Source organism: Anaerococcus sp. AGMB09787, assembly GCF_022808955.1.
In the GTDB taxonomy this organism is placed as follows: Bacteria; Bacillota; Clostridia; order Tissierellales; family Peptoniphilaceae; genus Anaerococcus.
In genome coordinates this window covers 12334-30705 of the sequence record NZ_JAKZEY010000017.1, presented here as the reverse complement: position 1 = coordinate 30705, position 18372 = coordinate 12334, and the positions used below count along the sequence as shown (strand labels likewise).

The window sequence follows — 18372 nt, the reverse complement described above, 5'->3', positions numbered from 1 at the left end:
TTTTTGTTAAAAGAAAAATATACGTTAATATTTATCAAGTGATGATGGTTTTATAAAATAATGGGTATAATAAATAGAAAGAAAACGATTTGATACACATAAGGAGATTTTATGGATTTTGAAAAACTTTATCAAGAAAAATTAATAAGTGCTGAAAAGGCAGCATCCCTAGTCAAGGACGGCGACTGGGTAGAGATGGGCTGGGGCGCTACAGTTCCTATAGTTTTTGATGAAGCTCTAGCTAAGAGGGCCAATGAACTTCACGATGTAAAGATAAGATCAGGAGTTTTGACATATAGTCCAAAGGTTGCAGAGGCTGACACAACTGGTGAGCATATAATTTATCATTCCTACCACTCAACAGGTTTTGAGAGAAAGATTATTAATGACAATAAAAATGGAGCCTTCTTTATTCCTATTAAATATAGCGAAATAGAAAGGTATATTGCTGAAAACTTACCAAAGGCAGCAATTTCTGTAGTACAAGTTTCACCTATGGATAAACATGGTAACTTTAACTTCGGTCTATCAGCATCTCACACAATTACTTCCTTCGAAAATAGCGATGTAGTAATTTTGGAAGTAAATGATAAGATGCCAGTGGCCCTAGGTGGCTTTAAAAACTTTGTTAATATCAAAGATGTAGATTACATTTATGAAACTTCCCATAACCTCTTGACCCTACCAGGTTCTTCCTTCTCAGAAGAAGATGTTAAGCTTGCTAAATTCGTAGTAGATGAGCTAAGGGATGGAGATACCCTCCAACTAGGAATAGGAGCTCTTCCAAATGCTATCGGTAGCGAAATTGCGAAATCTGACCTAAAGGACCTAGGCGTTCATACAGAAATGTACGTAGATTCCTTTATGGAGATGGCTAGGGCAGGAAAGATTACAGGAAGAAAGAAAAATATCAACCCAGGAAGACAAACCTATGCCTTTGCTGCAGGTCAACAAGCACTATATGACTACATTGATGGCAACGAAGAGCTAATGGCAGCTCCAGTTTCCTATGTAAATGACATAGACGTTATAGCTGCTCATGACAACTATGTATCAATCAATACAGCACTCGAAGTTGACCTTTGGGGACAAGTTTCAGCAGAGTCAGCAGGACCTAAGCACATATCTGGTGCAGGTGGAGCCCTAGACTTCATGCTAGGAGCTTATAGATCTAAGGGAGGAAGGTCCTTTGTAACCCTCAAATCTTCTAGAGTAAATAAGGAAGGTAAGAGGCTCTCAAACATAGTTCCTGCTTTCAAGCCTGGTACCCAAGCTACAGGAGTAAGGTCAAACACCCAATATGTAGTTACTGAACAAGGTATAGCTAACCTCAAGGGACTATCAACCTGGCAAGCAGCTGAAGCCCTAATAGGACTTGCCCACCCAGACAATAGGGATGAGCTAATAAAGGCTGCAGAAGAAGTAGGTATTTGGAGAAAATCAAATAAGTAAGAATAGAAAAAGAACTCTAGGTTGTAAGAATCTAGGGTTCTAATTTTTTGTGTAAATAGGCCTTTGGAGTTTATTTAATTTTTCATATAGGGGCATGAGGATGGCTCTTGCCTCCTTGTCTTCTTCCATAAGTCCATCGCAAAAAATCAACATCCATACCACTACGTACTTTGAGAGGTAGAAAGCTTGGATGCCGTTAGCAAGAATTGACCTCCTGCCATTTATAACTATGTCATTACGGATTTTGGCAAAATACTTAAGAAGGCTCTGTCTATTGGTATCATCTTCGATTAGTTTTTCTATTAGGTAGGCTAGTGCCACTATATAGTCATCATCTAGGGGATTTATCCTTAATTTTATGAACCCATCTTCACTTAGCATGATATCTTCGCATGAATCATGGTCCTTATAAAAGTCAAAATATTTTTCTTCATCGAAGGGGAAGAAATTTTCGTAAAGGCCATAGGTGAAGTTGGACTTATTTATTGTATCCTTCAAAAATCCTAGACTCTCATAAGCTGAATCAAAAGCCCCTATAAATATGGGCGATAAGATCACCAAGAGCTTCAATTTGTTACTGTCATTGTCATTTTTTATATAAAAATTCAAGTAGTCATAGGGTTTATCACAAGTATCTTCTTGGAGTTTTTCTGATAGGTCTCTATTAGTCTCAAAATTATATGATTTTTTTGAAGTACCACTTATTTTTTCTACTCGCATGTACTTACATCACCATAAGATCCCTTATTTGCCCTTAGGTAGTCATCAGGATTAAGTATAAGACCATGGCCAACTTCTCCTGCACTCACCTTTATTTTCTCCATGGACCTTGCCTTCTCATCAAGGATTACTGGGAAGTCCTTTTTCATAGCAAGACCAGTAGTGGCGCCCCTTTCGTAGCCCACGGTTTTCTTTAGGTCCTTGAGGGGGAGGAGGGAGAGGGACTTGACCCCTACAAGCTTGCTTGCCTTTTTGAAGTCTATGGAGCAGGGAGCTGGTATTACGAAGATATAAATGTCCTTCTCCTTACTAATGGTGGCTATGGTCTTGAAGACCCTGTTTACGTCCTCCTTATTTTTCTTTGCTATATCCATAGCCGAAGTAAAGTCCCCTTCAAGGTGACTATCTGTATGTTCATATTCTATATTAAGTTTGTCTAGTAATCTCATAGCGTTTGTTTTAAAATGTTTTGCCATAGGAACCCCTTTCTTTTTTTAATTATACTATATATTACTTCCCATCAAATAATGGGTATATATAAAAAATGATAGAGGAGTATATTATGGAAGATGAAATAATTGTTACTTTTATTAAGGATAATTGCTATAGTGTAGAGATAGGTGATTATTTCCTTGTCTTTGATTATTATAGGGGGATTTTAAATATACCCGATGACAAAAAGACTATCTTTGTAGTTAGTAGCAAGGAGGAGGGCCACTATACTTCTGAGATTCTCAAACTTTATGAGATGGAAAATTTTACCTATATCCTAAACTCAGACATAGCCTATGATAAGAGTGATGGCAAGGTGATTTATCTTAAGAGTAATAATTTATCAATAGAGAACCTAAAGAACTTGTATAGGGCGAAGAATGTTCGCTTTATTGAGGGCGATAAAAATTATTGGATAGGTAAGGACATAGAAATCAATACCTTTGAGCTTGGAGGAGGCCTAAGCCTCATCCTAAGTATAGGGGATATCAATATTTTGTACCTAGCGACAGGACTAGTCAACGAAACACTTGATGAGGAAGACTTGGAGGGATTATTAGACCTTGACTACGATATAGACCTTGCCTTTGTTCCGATTTTGGATAAAAATTTGAGGCTAAGGACAAAGAGAGTAGAGAGATTAGTAGATATGATTCGTCCTCAAATAGTTTTCCCTATAGGCTTTAATAATCGAGAAGACCTAAGCCAAGAACTTTATAAAAATATAGACTTGCCTTATAGTGATTTTAGGTATATAGGTAAGGATATTAAAAGTTTTGTGATAGATATAGATAAGGATATTGATTTTTAGTTATGGGAAAGTTTAGGGTATAATATATAGATATGATATTGGATAATAGAAATAAAGGGAAGCTTAAGGAGAAAATATGGATAAAATTGCTGTAATAGTTGATTCAGGAGGAGACGTATCCCTTGAACTTGCAGAAAAATATGGGATATACTTCTTGCCCTTGTATGTAAATATAGATGGTGAATTTAAAAAGGACCGTATAGAAATCACCCCACAAGAGTTCTATACTAGCATAGAAAATGGTAGCAAACTCGAAGGAACTAGCCTACCTACACCGGCAGATGTTATTAGCCTCTTAGAGAAGGTTAGGGATGATGGCTACAACAAGGCCATAGTAGTCTGCATCACTAGTAAGGTATCAGGAACCTACAACCTCTGCAAGATGGTAGATGTGGAGGGGATAGACGTCTATTCCTTTGATAGTAAAAATCTAACTATGGCCCAAGGTTTCCTTGCCATCTATGCCAAAAAACTAATAGACGAAGGCAAGAGCTTTGAAGAAGTTATAGAAAAACTAGAAGCTGCTAGAGATAGGTCTAAGGTATTTTTTACCATACCGACCTTCAAGTACATAGTTGAAGGGGGCAAAGTTCCTAAGACTTTCGGAAAGATATCTGATAAACTCGATGTAAAACCAATAATCACAGTTAATACAGATACTGGAAGTTTTAAAATAGTGAAATTTGCCAGAGGTATCAAGGGTCTACTCAAAAACCTCTATAGGATTGCTGAAGAAAATCTCAGGGATGCCGAAAACTACTATATGTTCATAGCCCATGGCGAAAATGAACTGAATAAGAAATTGTATGATAAAATAAAAGATTTTGCCGATAAGGCTAACTTGCTTGTATTAGACGAAATATCCCCAACTCTTGGAGCAAATACTGGGCCAGGACTTGCTGGATTTGCTTTCTTTAAAGAAAATGAATAATTTAGTAATAAGGAGATAAAATGGAAAAAATTGCTATCTTAGTAGACTCAAGTGCAGACTTACCTAAGGAACTAAGGAAATTGGAAAATATCTATATCCTTCCCCTGTATATTAATATCAACGGAAAATATTATAAGGATTGGATTGACATAGGTCCAGAAGATGTAGTAGCCTATAATAACGAGCATCCAGACAACCTATCCAAGACCTCAGCCCCATCCCCAGGAGATCTCTTGAAAGCCTTTGATAAGATAAGGCAAGATGGCTATGATAAGATTTTTGCAATCTTTATCAATTCAAAATTCTCATCTACCTACCAACTAGCTAGTATGCTGGCAGAAGACTATGATGATGCAGAAATATTTACTATAGACTCTGAAACTGTAACAGTGGCAGAGACTCTTCTTGTAGCCTATCTCAACGATTTAATTAAAGAAGGACTTTCCTTTGAAGAGATAAAAGAAAAAATTGATGGAGTAGCTGACAAGCTAGTTATCCACGGCTGGCTGGATACAATAGACAACATCAGGGCAGGAGGAAGAATCCAAGGAACCCTAAAAAAAGTAGTTGGCTTATTTAGCTTCCACCCAGAAATTCTAATCGGGCCAAATGCTAATATAGAGCTTAGGAAGTTAAAGATAAGTTCTAAGGGGGCCATCAAGGACATCATAGCGACAAGTAAGGATAAGCTCAGTGATTCCAATAATTACTACCTTGCCATAGGCTATAGTGATGACATAGGACCAGCCCTTGAGATAAAAGAAGCTATAGGCGATCTGATAGATGGGGCCAATGGCTTTTATATGGGCCAAATTGGAGCAGTCATAGGAAGCCATGCCGGAAAGGGCGCCTTTGGAGTAACTTTTCTAAGGCTTGATTAAAAAACTTGACAAAAATAACTAGGGGCTGTATTATATAGTGTATAGACAACAAAGAAGTACCCACTCACCTGCCGACATAAGTTTGTAGGTTAATAATTAAAATTCTTAAGCTATTGGCTTAATTTAATTGAGGAGGGTACTTTGTGCCCGCTTTTTTTATGTCAATACATGGAGGTATACTTATAAAAGATTTAAGAATAAACGAAGAGATAAGAGCAAACAAAGTTAGACTGATTGATGAAAATGGCAATCAAGTCGGCATAATTGATTTCAATCAAGCTTTAGATATGGCTTATGACAAGAAGCTTGACTTGGTTCTAATGAGTCCCAATGCCAAACCACCTGTAACAAGGATTATGGACTATGGTAAGTACAAGTATGACCAAGAAAAGAAAGAAAAAGAAAATAAGAAAAAACAAAAGAATGCTCAACTTAAGGAAACAAGATTTTCACTTAATATAGAAGACAATGATTTGCAAACCAAGGCTAATCAAAGTAAGAAATTCTTAAATAACGGGGATAAAGTAAAAGTTTCTATAAGATTTCGTGGTAGAGAGCTTGGTAGAAAGGAACCAGGCTATGAACTAATGGATAAGTTTAAAGAAATGTTAGGAGATAGCTACAAGGTTACCAAGAATCCAAAAATGGAAGGTAGGTCCCTAGTAATGTTTTTAGAACCTAACGATGAAAAAGGAGAGTAATATGGCAAAGAAAAACAAAACAAGAAGAGCTGCTGTTAAAAGATTTAAGGTAACAGGTAGCGGCAAGGTTATGAGAAGAAAGGCTTACGCTGGCCACCTTACTGCAAAAAAATCACCAAATAGAAAAAGAAGACTAAGAAAAGGAACTGAAGTTTCTAAGTCAGAATTAAAGAATGTTAAAAATTTAATCGGAGCATAGGAGGATATAGATGGCAAGAGTTAAAAGAGGAGTAAACGCTAAGAAAAGACATAAAAAAGTTTTAAAACAAGCTAAGGGATACTACGGTTCCAAGAGCCTTCTATTCAAAACAGCTAACCAAGCAGTAATGAAATCACTTAACTATGCTTATATTGGAAGAAAGCATAGAAAAAGAGACTTCAGAAAACTATGGATTGCAAGAATCAATGCTGCAGCTAGACTAAATGGAACAAGCTATAGCAAACTTATGGGTAACCTAAAGAAGGCTAACATAGAAATCAACAGAAAAATGCTAGCAGAAATGGCAGTAAATAACCCAGAAGAATTTGCAAAATTAGTAGAAATTGCAAACCAAGCTGCATAGATGATAATTAATTCAAAGCAAAATCCTAAATTTAAGTTAATAAATAAATTGAAGCAAAAAAAGTATAGGGAGAAAAGCTCATCCTTTCTTATAGAATCAAGAAAGCTAGTAGGAGAGGCAATTTCTTCCAAGGCTGATATTGACTTTATTATCCTTAAAGAGGGTTGCGATTTTGAAAGCTCTCTTCCTAGCCTATATTTCGAAGAGAGCCTTTTTAATAAATTTTCAAACCTTACAAGTCCAGACGGAGTAGCTGCCCTTGTAAGAAAAAAGCCTCCCAAGGCCATATCTTCACCCAGGGTCTTGCTCCTAGATAAGATAAATGATCCAGGCAATATGGGGACTATCATAAGGTCAGCTGAGGCCTTTGGATTTTTTGATATAATCCTAAGTCCTGATACAGTAGATATCTACAATACCAAGAGCCTTAGGGCATCTATGGGATCAGTTTTTAGGGAGAATATCCTGGCAATGACCTATGAGGAGATAAGAGAGCTTAAGGCTACCTACACAATACTTGCCAGTGATATGGCAGGATTAGATGTAAACAAATATAATATAGGTAAGGACAATCTTATCCTTGCTATAGGAAATGAGGCCAATGGCCTTAGTGATGAAGTGAGATCTATGACTGATACCTTTATCAAAATTCCTATGAGAGGAGAGATTGAGTCACTAAATGCAGCTATTGCGGCATCAATCATGATGAATAGGCTTGGCTTATGATTCGGATAGACTTAAACTATTCTTATACAGCAAATTAGGGATGTTGAGAGCCTTTTAAGTAACGGTTTATGTTATTCACCGATGAAGCTTGAGATGAATTAAGTAGTCGATACGTTAACTTGCGTTAAAGTTTAGAGCGGATTTACATAGTAGATCAATTAAGGTGGTACCGCAGAATTAATCTGTCCTTTGGAGGGCGGATTTTTTTATTTGGAGGAAAAATGGAAGAAAATATAAAAGAAGTTTTAGCTAATTTCGAAAGTGAAATTAAGGAAGCTACAGATTTAGACAAGATAGAGAAGTTAAGGGTTAACTACCTAGGAAAGAAGGGAGAGATAACCACCCTCAAAAAATCAATTGCAAAGCTATCCAAGGAAGAAAAACCCCAAGCAGGTAAATTAATCAACGAGGCAAGCAAAAAAATAGAAAAGGCCCTAGAAGAAAAAAATGAAGAAGTCAAGGCTAACTTATTAAAGAAAAAGGTTGAGGCAGAAAAAATTGACGTTACTGCTCACTTTGACAAGGCCCACTCAGGCCATCTCGCAGTTATTAACCAAACTATGGAAGAACTTGAATCAATTTTCCAAAATATGGGATTTGATGTAGTAGAAGGACCAGAGGTTGATACAGTTAAGTATGTATTTGATGATTTAAACTCACCTAAAGACCACCCAGCAAGATCTACTTCAGATACCTTCTATATCAATGATGAGATCTTGCTAAGACCTCACACATCTTCTATGCAAATAAGAGTTATGAAGGAGTGTAAACTTCCTATCAAGATGGTATCTGCTGGTAGGGTATTTAGAAATGATGAGGTAGATGCTACCCACTCACCGATGTTCCACCAACTAGAGTGCCTAGTAGTAGATGAGAAGGTATCTATGGCCAACCTCAAGGCTACCCTTGAGACCTTCATCAAAGAAATGTTTGGAGATGATATGAAGTTAAGGTATCGTCCTCACCACTTCCCATTTACTGAGCCAAGCCTAGAAGTCGATGTAACCTGCCCAATTTGTAAGGGCAAGGGCTGCCCATCTTGTGGAAACACCGGCTGGTCTATGGAGCTATTGGGTGGAGGAATGGTTCATCCAAAGGTCCTAGAAAACTGTGGTATAGATAGTGAAAAGTACACTGGCTTTGCCTTTGGACTAGGAGTTGATAGGATTGCCATGGTAAAATATGGCCTAGATGATATAAGACTCCTCTACGACAATGACAAGAGATTTATAGAGCAATTTTAGGAGGAGATATGTTAGTACCTTTAATATGGCAAAAAGATTATATAAAACTAGATGAAGATTTGAAGACTATTACCGATAGATTATCAGAAACAGGATCCCACGTTGAGGAAGTTAAAATCCACACTTCAGATCTTGATGGGGTAGTGGTAGGCAAGGTCTTAGACCAAAATAAACATCCTAGCGCTGATAGGCTAAATGTCTTAACAATTGATATAGGTAAGGATACCCCTATCACCATAATAACCAATGCGACCAATACCAAAAAAGGCGACTACCTCCCAGTTATAACATCAGGCACCAAGCTAGATGATGACACTTTTATAGACGACCATGACTTCTTTGGAATCATATCCCAAGGGATGCTTACAGCCTACAGCGAGCTTTCTTATGATGATAGCGTAGTTCCTAAGAAACTAAAGGATGGGGTTTTGGTTCTTGAAGGAGAATTTGAAGTAGGAAGTAGACTAAGTGATGTGATCTATTCCAATACCCCAGTTATCGAATACGAAATTACCCCAAACAGACCTGACTGCCTATCTATCTTGGGTATGGCAAGGGAAAGTGCTGCAAGCTTTGGCAAAAAAATCACTTACCCTTCTATTGACTATGACCACAATGACGAAGACATCACCGATTATTTTGATGGAGTAGACATAGAATCTCCTAACTGTAATGCCTTTGTGGCTAGGGTTGCCACAAATATCGAGGTTAAAACCTCACCTCAATGGCTACAAAACTACCTAATCCTTGCTGGCATGAGACCTATAAATAACATAGTCGATATAACAAACTTCGTTATGCTTGAGACAGGTCAACCTCTCCACGCTTATGACTTGGATAAATTAAGGGATAATAAAATAATAGTTAGAGATAGCAAGGATAGCGAGACCCTAAAGACCCTAGATGGGAATGACAGGAACCTAGATGAGGGCATGGTCTTAATCTGTGATGGTCAAGGACCAATAGGCCTTGCAGGTATCATGGGAGGAATGGATAGTGAAGTAACAGAAGAAACCACAAATATCCTCCTAGAAGCTGCAAACTTTGACTCATCAAGTATAAGGTCAACTTCAAAAAAACTAGGTCTAAGAAGTGAAGCATCCAATAGGTTCGAGAAGGGCCTATCCCCACAACTAGCTGACTTCGCATCATCAAGAGCAATGAAGCTAATCAATGACCTAAAAGCAGGCACTATAATTGGAGGAGCTATAAAGATTGGACTAGACCAAGAAGAAGAGAAGTATGTAGATCTTAGAATTTCTAGACTAAATATGCTAACAGGCCTTGAGCTAACTATGGATTATGCTATTAAAAACCTAGAGCTTTTGGAATTTGAAGTTCAAAAGTTAGATGAAGATACCCTAAGGGCAAAAGTTCCTTACTTTAGGTCTGATATAGAAATCGAAGCTGACCTAATAGAAGAAGTTGTAAGACTTTATGGTATGGGCAAAATCGAATCCAAGCCCCTACGTTCATCCCTTCAAAGGGGAGAGAGATCCAAGAGGAGACTCCTAAGGGATGACTTAAGAGAAAAGCTAGTTGGACAAAAATTCTCAGAGCTTGCTACCTATTCCTTCATATCACCTAGGGAATTTGATAGGCTCGGAGTCAAGGAAGATAGAAAACTTCGTGACTTTGTAAAATTAATTAACCCACTAGGAGAAGACTACTCTGTTATGAGAACAAGCCAAGTCCCATCCATGCTAGATGTTATAAGTAAAAATATCAAGTATGGCCAAAAGGACATGAGCTTCTTCGAGCTAGATAGGACCTTCGAGAGGGTAGAAGGAGGTCTTCCTAAGGAAAATCTAACCCTAACCATGGGTCTTTATGGATCATATAGCTTCTATGACATGAAGGACTTCTTTAGAGAAGTTATGGCAAACGTGGGCTTTGATGGCTTTACCTACAAGGCCAATACCGAGACCTTCGCCTTCCATAAGGGAAGATGTGCCGATATCTACTATGATGATCAAAAAATAGGTATGATGGGCGATATTTCCTATGAGATAAGAGATGAGTATGATATAGAAAAGGGAGCGATAATCCTAGAAGTAAACCTTGCTTTAATTGAAGAAAAAAGAAATCCTCAAAAGAAATACAAGGAAATAAGCAGGTTCCCAGCTATCGAGAGAGACTACTCCCTAGTATGTGATAGGGATGTTGAATCAGCAGTAATTGAGAAAATCATAATAGAAAACTCAGAAGGACTTGTAGGAGATGTCAAACTCTTTGATATCTATACAGGTGAGCATATAGAAGAAGGCAAGAAGTCTGTGTCCTACAAACTATCCTATAGGTCAAAGGATAGGACCCTAAAGGATAAAGAAGCCAACAAGGTAGAGGCAAATATTATCGAGAAATTAAAAGAAGCAGGAATTGAATTACGTAGTTAGGAGATAAGGTGAGCGAATATAAGGCTGATGTCAAAATAGATGGCAAGGAATATACCCTTGTTACAGATAAACCCAAGGAAAATATAAGGCAAATTGCAAAGATTTTTGACGAGAAAATTCAAGAGGTCAAGTCCGATAAGCTAACCCTTGATAGGGCACTAATCCTAGCAGGGGTAAATATAACAGATGACTTGCTAAGGATAGGGGAAGACTATAAGGACCTAGAAGAAAGGGCAAAAATCCCCATGGAAGAATATCCTGACCTAAAGGAAGATAAGGAAAGGTTGACCAAGGAAAATGAAGCCCTAGCCAAGAACCTAGAAGAAAGTAGGAACCTTAATGATAGGCTTGGTTCAGAAAAATCTGCCCTTGAGGAGAAATTATCAAAGCTAGAAGATTCGACAGAGATAATTGAAAAGCTCAAAACCGAGGTCAAGAGGTTACAGGTTGAGCTAATGGATCTCCAAAGAGAAAATGATAGCCTCAAAGGAAGTCTTTGATGAGAAAAAGTGAAATATTAGCTCCTGTTGGCAATGAAGAGATGCTTTATGCAGGTCTTGCTGCAGGAGCTGATGCCTTTTATATGGCAAGCGATGATTTTGGTGCCAGGGCCTATGCCGAAAATTTTAATATAGACAATATAAAAGAATATATAGACCTAATCCACCTCTTTGGCAAGAGAGTCTACGTTACCATGAACACCCTAATCAAGGATAGGGAGATGGAAAAGGCAATCTCCTATGCCACAAGACTCTATGAGTACGGGGTTGATGGACTTATTATCCAGGACCTAGGATTTTTTACCCTTATAAGAGATAAGCTAGATGGTATGGAGTTTCATGCTTCAACCCAGATGGCAGTGAGGGACTACCATGGGGCTAAGGCTCTGATGGATCTTGGCTTTGATAGAGTGGTCATAGCTAGGGAATGCCCTATAGATGAGATTAGAAAGATTGATAAACTTCCAATAGCCAAGGAGGTATTTGTCCATGGTTCTCTTTGCGTATCCTACTCTGGAGAATGCCTTATGTCCTCCTACTTTGGTGGAAGGTCTGCCAATAGGGGAAGATGTGCTGGAATTTGTAGGAAAAAATATAGGCTTGTAAATGATGGCAAGACCCTAGGTGAAGACTACTACCTATCTATGAAAGATCTAAATGTAATTGATAGGCTAGAAGACCTAGTCGATGCTGGAGCTGATAGCCTAAAGATCGAGGGCAGGATGAAGACAGCCGACTATGTCTATAGGGTAGTCAAATCCTATAGGTCCAAAATCGACAAGGATTCCTATGATAGGGATGAGCTAAGGGATAGCTCCAACAGGGGCTTTACCGAGGGCTTTATCTTTGGACAAAATAGGGACAATGTCATCTTACAAGATGGTCAAAAGCATAGGTCCGTTGGCAAGGTAGAGGAAGATAAAAAAGGCAAGTACTTTGTAAGTACGAGTGAGCTTGTTAAGGGAGATAACCTCAGTGTAGAAACAGTTAGGGGCAAGATACTTCCCCTTACTACAGATAGGTCCTATGCCAAGGATCAAAAGATCTACCTAGATAATTACAAGGATGCCAAGGTCAATTCTGACATCTTCCTCCTTAACTCCCCTAGACTAAGGGATGAATTAAGAGAAAGACTAGAGGACTTTGAAAAACTTCCTATAGAGATAAAATTTACAGGCCATGTGGGTAGGTTTCCAGAGATAAGCCTAACCTACAAGGACTATAGGGCAGAATTCTCCCTTGATAAGTCCCTCGAGAGGGCCAAAAATATCTCCTTAAGTCAAGATGATATCAGCAAAAGCCTAGGAAAGTTCGGCAATGATATCTTCGAGCCAGTAAGTATTAATATAGATATGGATGAGGATATTTTTATAAGAAAAAAGGACCTAAACGAGCTAAGACGAAAGGGGAGCGAGTATCTCAAGGCAGAAATTCTAAAATCTTACCACAGAGATAGGGTAGAAATAGACCTACCTAGCCTAGAACCTACTAAGACCTATCCCAAGGGAAAAAATATTGACCTCCTAACTACCAAGGTCGACCCAGACTACCTAAGAGACTTTGACAAGGTCTATATAAGGACTTTTGACGACAAATATAGGGGATTAGATCTCTACCTAAACCTAGATCCCCATATAGACTACCAGATAGAAGAATTAATCCCCTACCTAAAGGAAAAATCAATAGGTGGAGTCATCTTCAATAACTACAAGGACCTAGACTTTGTGGATGACTTCAAAAGATCAGGGATTAAGATAAGGATAGGTAGGTACCTAAATGTCTTCAATTCTTATACGGCAGCCTTCTATGAAAAATTCGCAGAAAGCATTATCCTATCAGTAGAGTCTACCTATGAGCAAATCAAGGCTTACGCCGGAATCTTTCCTGGAGAAGTTATGATCTATGGAAGGGTTGAGCTTATGAATATGAGACATTGCCCCTTCTCTGTAATCAAAAAGTGTGGCCTTGTAGGATGTGAAACTTGCAAATTTAATGAAAGCGAGCTAATAAATGAAGATGGTGACTATCTCAAAATTATAAGGTATAGCGACCACAGCATAATCTATCCCAAGGTCCCTGCCAGGGCAGATGAGAAAAGACTAGGAGATAATATCTCGACCCTGGTCCAAGTCTTTGATAATGGGGACTTCGATACGGATAGGGATACCAACAAGCTAAATTATGATAGAGGTGTTATTTAATGGAAGAAAAAACCCTAGAAGTTTTAGACTATGACAAAATACTTAATAAACTTTCGGCCTATGCAAGGTCAAGGCTCGTCAAAGATGAAATTCTAGAGCTTAGACCTGTTAGTGATAAGGTCTATATAGAAGAAGAGCTCCAAGCTAGTCAATCCATGCTTGAAGTTATAAATAAAAATGGCCAGATCGACTTATTTGGCTTACATGACCTAAGAGAGATTGTTAACTATATTAGGAAAAACGGAATCCTCGAGCCTGTCGACCTCCTAAAGATCCTCGACCTACTTAGGGTATCAGCCTACCTCAAGGACTATGGCGACCATATCGAGGATAGCTACATTGCAGACCTCTTTGATAGGATCTCTACCAATGATTTCCTAAAAAATGAGATCGAGAGGTCTATTATCAATGAAGAAGAAATAGCTGATGATGCATCTCCTACCCTTAGAAACATAAGGCGTAGCAAGGCTAGGAAGGAAAATGACATAAGAATCAAGCTAAATTCCTACCTAACTAGTCCCAAGTATGAAGATGTCCTCCAAGATCATTTGGTTTCTGTGAGGGATGGGAGATATGTTATCCCAGTTAAGTCCAACAAAAAAAGTGCAGTAGGTGGGATTGTCCATGACAAGAGTGCTTCGGGGAACACCCTCTTTGTAGAGCCTGGACCAATTATAGAGCTAAATAACCAGCTAAAGGACCTAGAGCTTAAGGAAGAAGAAGAGATAAGAAGAATCTTGGACCGTCTATCAAGACTTAGCCAAGCCTTTGATGTGGAACTTCTCGAAAATCAAAAGCTTATAGCGAGGATTGACTTCTTGCAGGCCAAGGCCCGTTTTGCCATAGACAAGGACCTAACCAGACCTATTATAAGTGATGATAAACTAATAGACCTTAGGGGGGCAAGGCATCCCCTTCTTAGAGGAAATGTTGTTCCTATAGATGTAAAAATCGGAGGAGGCTACACAACCCTTATCATAACAGGACCCAACACAGGTGGTAAGACCGTAAGTCTAAAGACAGTAGGCCTTCTTTCTGCTATGGCACAGACTGCCCTCTTTATCCCAGCAGAAGAAGGATCTAGCCTAAGTATCTTTGATGGAATCTACCTTGATATAGGAGATACCCAGTCGATTGAGATGAGCCTATCTACCTTCTCTGCATCCCTTACCAACATAGTTCATATCCTAGATAAGGTAAGCGACAATTCCCTAGTCTTACTTGACGAAGTAGGGTCGGGTACAGACCCAGTCGAAGGAGCGGCACTCGCCATAGCTATCCTTGATAGCTTGACTTCAAGAGGGATTTTGACCTTCGCAACCACCCACTACAGCGAACTAAAATACTACGCTAGCGAAAACCAAAGCGTAATGAATGCATCTGTTGAGTTTGATGTTGATACCCTATCTCCAACCTACAAACTAGAGATAGGCACTCCTGGTAAGTCCAATGCCTTCGAAATCTCAAAAAGACTGTGCCTTTCTTCGGATATCCTCGATAGGGCCAAGGACCTAGTGGGAGAAGATACCAAAAACGTCAACAAGATGCTAGAAGAAATTGAAGCAGACAAGAGGCAAATCGAAGAGAAGAACAGAGAGATAGAAGACTACAAGAAACAAATCAAACAAATCAGAAATGACCTAAGGCAAAAAATAAAGGCCCTAGAAAATAAAGAAAAAGAAGTTATCAGACAGGCAGAAGATAGGGCCAACCAAATCCTTGATAAGGCCAACGAAGAGAGCCAGGAGATGCTCAAAGAAGCCAAGAAATCACGTAATGCCAACACTTCAAACATAGATAGGTCATTAAACAAGATTCGTAACAAGTACAAGGGGGCCAAGATTGAACGAGAAGGCGAGTCCATCAAGGAGAAAAGGTCATCCCATGCACCAAAGACCCTCAAGGTTGGCGATATGGTCATTATCGAAGGTCTAGGAGAAAAGGCTGAAGTCATCGAAGCTCCAGACAAAAACGGCAATATCAAGGTTCAAATGGGCATCCTTAAGATGGACTCCAACATCAAGAATGTAACCAAAATCAAATCAGACAACCAAACAGAAAAAAACGTCAAGAAAGTGTATAATACTAAAAAAGCCATGCACATATCACCTACCCTTGATCTTAGGGGTCAAAGATATGATGAGGCCATGAGAAACCTTGATAAGTACCTAGATGATGCCATGCTTGCAGGTCTTTCTAAGGCCAAGATTATCCATGGCAAGGGCACAGGAGCCTTGATAAATGGTGTAAGTGATATGCTCAAAGATGATAAGAGGGTTGCAAACTATAGATTTGGTGATGATAAGGAAGGTGGCTATGGGGCAACCATAGTGGCCTTTGAATAGAGAGGAAAAATGATAGATTTAAAAGAATTAATAAGCAAAAAATTAGAAAGTCAGGACATAGGGTTAAGTTATGAGGAAATATATAATTTGATAGAAATCCCACCCCAAGACGATATGGGAGACTATTCCTTCCCTTGCTTTACACTCGCAAAAACCATGAGGAAAAACCCTGCCATGATAGCAGAGGACTTGGCAAAGTCTATAGACCTAGACGAATTTGAAAGAATCGAAAATGTAAATGCCTACCTAAACTTCTTTGTCGATAGGACCTTTTTCGAAAATGAAGTACTAGGCGAGATACTAGAGAAAAAGCACGACTATGGAAGAAGAGATATAGGCAAGTGCAAGACCATCGTTATAGATTTCTCTTCAGTAAATATAGCCAAGCCCTTCCACATAGGCCACATAAGATCAACAGTCATAGGCGATGCCCTTAGAAACATTCATAAGTTCCTAGGCTATGATGTTGTTGCGACCAACTATATAGGAGACTACGGCACCCAATTTGGAACAATGATTGCTGCCTACAGGCTTTGGGGAGATAGGGATACCATAAACTCTGACCCTATCAACGAACTCCTCAAGCTCTATGTAAGATACAACACAGAAGCCGAAGATAATGAAGCTATGAAAGATGATGCCAGGGCAGCCTTTAGAGACCTAGAAAACGGCGACGAAGAGGCAGTTAGCCTATGGAAGTGGTTTAAGGAAATCTCCCTCCAAGAATTTGAGAAAGTCTACGGTATGCTAGACATCAAATTTGATAACTACAATGGAGAATCCTTCCACTCCCAATTTATGCCACCAGTCCTAGAAGAACTAAAAGAGAAAAACCTCCTCGAAGAATCAGAAGGCTCCCTTATAGTTAACCTCAGAGACTATGACCTAACCCCAGCCATAATAGTTAAGTCTAACGGATCAAGTGCCTACATCACAAGAGATATAGCCACAGCTATCTACAGAAAAAATACCTACGACTTCGATGAAAACCTCTATGTAGTAGCTAGCCAACAAAACCTTCACTTTAAACAACTAAGGAAAATCCTTGAGCTAATGGGCTATGACTTCTACAAGGATTGCATCCATATACCATTTGGTATGGTATCCCTCAAAGATGCAACCATGTCAACCAGGAAGGGTCAAGTCGTCTTCCTAGAAGATGTCCTAAACAAGGCAATCGATAAGACCAAGGCCATCATGGAAGATAGGAACTCTGATATAGAAAACATCGATGAAACATCAAGGATTGTAGGAATAGGAGCTGTTAAATTTAACGAACTCTACAATTCTAGAATCAAGGACTATGTCTTTGACTGGGACGAACTCCTAAACTTCGATGGAGAAACAGGCCCATATGTCCAATACACCTATGCTAGGGCCAAGTCTGTCCTAAGAAAGGCTGACTTTAAGGAAGGGGAAGGACTAAACTTCGCTAGGATAAGTAGCGATGAAGAATTTAGCCTAGTCAAGTCCCTAGACTCCTTCACAGATGCAGTCGTTAGAGCCAAGGAAAAATATGAGCCATCCATAATTGCAAGGTCTATATGCGACATCGCCCAAAACTTCAACAGATTCTACAATACAAGCCAAATCATGGTAGATGATGAAGAGCTAAAGACCGAGAGACTCTACCTAACCTACGCTACATCTTTAGTTATAAAAGAAGGACTTGCCCTCTTGGGAATTAAGACAGTGGAGAAGATGTAATGGGAGATATGTTCAAGGATTTTGCCGAGCTAACAAGTAATGCCCTACAAAACACCTTTGGCAAGTTAAATAAGTTATATTTGGTATTTATCTTTGTCCTCCTCAGGTACCTGGTGGATTCCCTCTCCATATTTTCCTTCTTGGGGAGGGGCTTTATAGTGGGACTACTAAACTACTTTGTAGAAATCCTAGTCCTTAGCTTTGTTTGCCAAAGCCTTAGAAGTCTAGTAGTCTATGGCAACTCTGGCAAAAAATCCATAGGCAATTCTATAAATAACTTTATGAACCCCCTCATATCCACCATGTTCTACCTCTACCTCCTAGACCTCTTCATATCCATGATAAGTATAGGGGCCAACATTAGAGGAGTCTTGGTAGTAACTACCATATTCAAAGTTTTGACATCAGCAGTAATAGAAGAAGTCTATATCAACAACAAATATGGTTTTGATGCTGTAAAATCATCCTTCAAATTCGTAGTAGACAACCTACTAAACTACGGACTATATGCCTTGATTTTCATAATATTAGAGACCTTCATAACCTACAAACTAACCTTTAGCCTAGGATTTGGCATGGGCAAGTTCCTAAATATCCTAATTCTCGCCCTAGTCCATACCCTTGTCCTAACCTTCGAAGGTCATTTGTTCAAATATATAGACGAAAACCCTTATAGGCAAAGAAAATTCAAGAGAGGTTAAC

Annotated in this window: 17 protein-coding genes; 15 read left to right on the top strand and 2 right to left on the bottom strand. The window is 38.9% G+C overall.

The genetic code is table 11. The features are described 5' to 3' along the window. Nucleotides 1-111 precede the first annotated feature (111 nt). Nucleotides 112-1452 carry an acetyl-CoA hydrolase/transferase C-terminal domain-containing protein gene (locus MUN42_RS05190; protein ID WP_243343426.1) on the top strand — a complete coding sequence of 447 codons (1341 nt, stop codon included), beginning with the start codon at nucleotides 112-114 and terminating at the stop codon, nucleotides 1450-1452. Between the two features lie 39 nt (nucleotides 1453-1491). Here the strand turns inward: MUN42_RS05190 and MUN42_RS05185 are convergent, their stop codons facing one another. Continuing rightward, complete coding sequence (locus MUN42_RS05185) at nucleotides 1492-2172, bottom strand: hypothetical protein (RefSeq protein WP_243343425.1); 681 nt, start codon at nucleotides 2170-2172, stop codon at nucleotides 1492-1494. Then, complete coding sequence (locus tag MUN42_RS05180; RefSeq protein ID WP_243343424.1) at nucleotides 2163-2648, bottom strand: YbaK/EbsC family protein; 486 nt, start codon at nucleotides 2646-2648, stop codon at nucleotides 2163-2165. Before MUN42_RS05180 ends, MUN42_RS05185 begins: the two co-directional genes overlap by 10 nt. Before the next feature lie 86 nt (nucleotides 2649-2734). On the opposite strand from MUN42_RS05180, the gene MUN42_RS05175 reads away from it, so the two are divergent. The 14 genes from MUN42_RS05175 to MUN42_RS05110 all read left to right on the top strand — a co-directional run bounded on the left by MUN42_RS05175 (nucleotide 2735) and on the right by MUN42_RS05110 (nucleotide 18371). After that, nucleotides 2735-3475, top strand: a complete 741-nt coding sequence (locus tag MUN42_RS05175) for an MBL fold metallo-hydrolase (protein WP_243343422.1) — start codon at nucleotides 2735-2737, stop codon at nucleotides 3473-3475. 76 nt (nucleotides 3476-3551) lie between these two features. Further along, nucleotides 3552-4406: a DegV family protein gene (locus MUN42_RS05170; RefSeq protein WP_243343420.1), complete on the top strand. Its 855-nt coding sequence runs from the start codon at nucleotides 3552-3554 to the stop codon at nucleotides 4404-4406. 20 nt (nucleotides 4407-4426) lie between these two features. Continuing rightward, entirely contained in the window at nucleotides 4427-5287 is an 861-nt protein-coding gene (locus tag MUN42_RS05165) for a DegV family protein (protein WP_243343418.1), read from the top strand. 158 nt (nucleotides 5288-5445) lie between these two features. Beyond that, entirely contained in the window at nucleotides 5446-5988 is a 543-nt protein-coding gene (gene infC / locus MUN42_RS05160; RefSeq protein ID WP_243343417.1) for a translation initiation factor IF-3, read from the top strand. 1 nt (nucleotide 5989) lies between these two features. Next, a complete protein-coding gene (rpmI, locus tag MUN42_RS05155; protein ID WP_243343416.1) occupies nucleotides 5990-6187 on the top strand; it encodes a 50S ribosomal protein L35 in 198 nt (65 codons plus the stop codon). A 10-nt stretch (nucleotides 6188-6197) separates the two neighbouring features. Next, nucleotides 6198-6551, top strand: coding sequence for a 50S ribosomal protein L20 (rplT, locus tag MUN42_RS05150; RefSeq protein ID WP_243343415.1), 354 nt, complete (start codon nucleotides 6198-6200; stop codon nucleotides 6549-6551). Nucleotides 6552-6599: 48 nt separating this feature from the next. After that, entirely contained in the window at nucleotides 6600-7277 is a 678-nt protein-coding gene (locus tag MUN42_RS05145; RefSeq protein WP_243343414.1) for an RNA methyltransferase, read from the top strand. A gap of 221 nt (nucleotides 7278-7498) precedes the next feature. Further along, complete coding sequence (pheS, locus tag MUN42_RS05140) at nucleotides 7499-8521, top strand: phenylalanine--tRNA ligase subunit alpha (protein ID WP_243343413.1); 1023 nt, start codon at nucleotides 7499-7501, stop codon at nucleotides 8519-8521. A gap of 8 nt (nucleotides 8522-8529) precedes the next feature. Continuing rightward, nucleotides 8530-10917 (top strand): phenylalanine--tRNA ligase subunit beta, encoded by a 2388-nt coding sequence (gene pheT, locus MUN42_RS05135; RefSeq protein WP_243343409.1) that lies wholly within the window; start codon nucleotides 8530-8532, stop codon nucleotides 10915-10917. Between the two features lie 8 nt (nucleotides 10918-10925). Further along, on the top strand, nucleotides 10926-11417 hold the full coding sequence (gene zapA / locus MUN42_RS05130) for a cell division protein ZapA (protein WP_243343407.1): 492 nt from the start codon (nucleotides 10926-10928) through the stop codon (nucleotides 11415-11417). Beyond that, a complete protein-coding gene (locus MUN42_RS05125) occupies nucleotides 11417-13618 on the top strand; it encodes a U32 family peptidase (RefSeq protein WP_243343405.1) in 2202 nt (733 codons plus the stop codon). The genes zapA and MUN42_RS05125 overlap by 1 nt, the downstream gene beginning before the upstream one ends. After that, a complete protein-coding gene (locus tag MUN42_RS05120) occupies nucleotides 13618-15963 on the top strand; it encodes an endonuclease MutS2 (RefSeq protein ID WP_243343403.1) in 2346 nt (781 codons plus the stop codon). The genes MUN42_RS05125 and MUN42_RS05120 overlap by 1 nt, the downstream gene beginning before the upstream one ends. Before the next feature lie 9 nt (nucleotides 15964-15972). Further along, entirely contained in the window at nucleotides 15973-17670 is a 1698-nt protein-coding gene (gene argS, locus MUN42_RS05115) for an arginine--tRNA ligase (RefSeq protein WP_243343392.1), read from the top strand. Further along, complete coding sequence (locus MUN42_RS05110; protein ID WP_243343391.1) at nucleotides 17670-18371, top strand: hypothetical protein; 702 nt, start codon at nucleotides 17670-17672, stop codon at nucleotides 18369-18371. Before argS ends, MUN42_RS05110 begins: the two co-directional genes overlap by 1 nt. Nucleotide 18372: the final 1 nt, after the last annotated feature.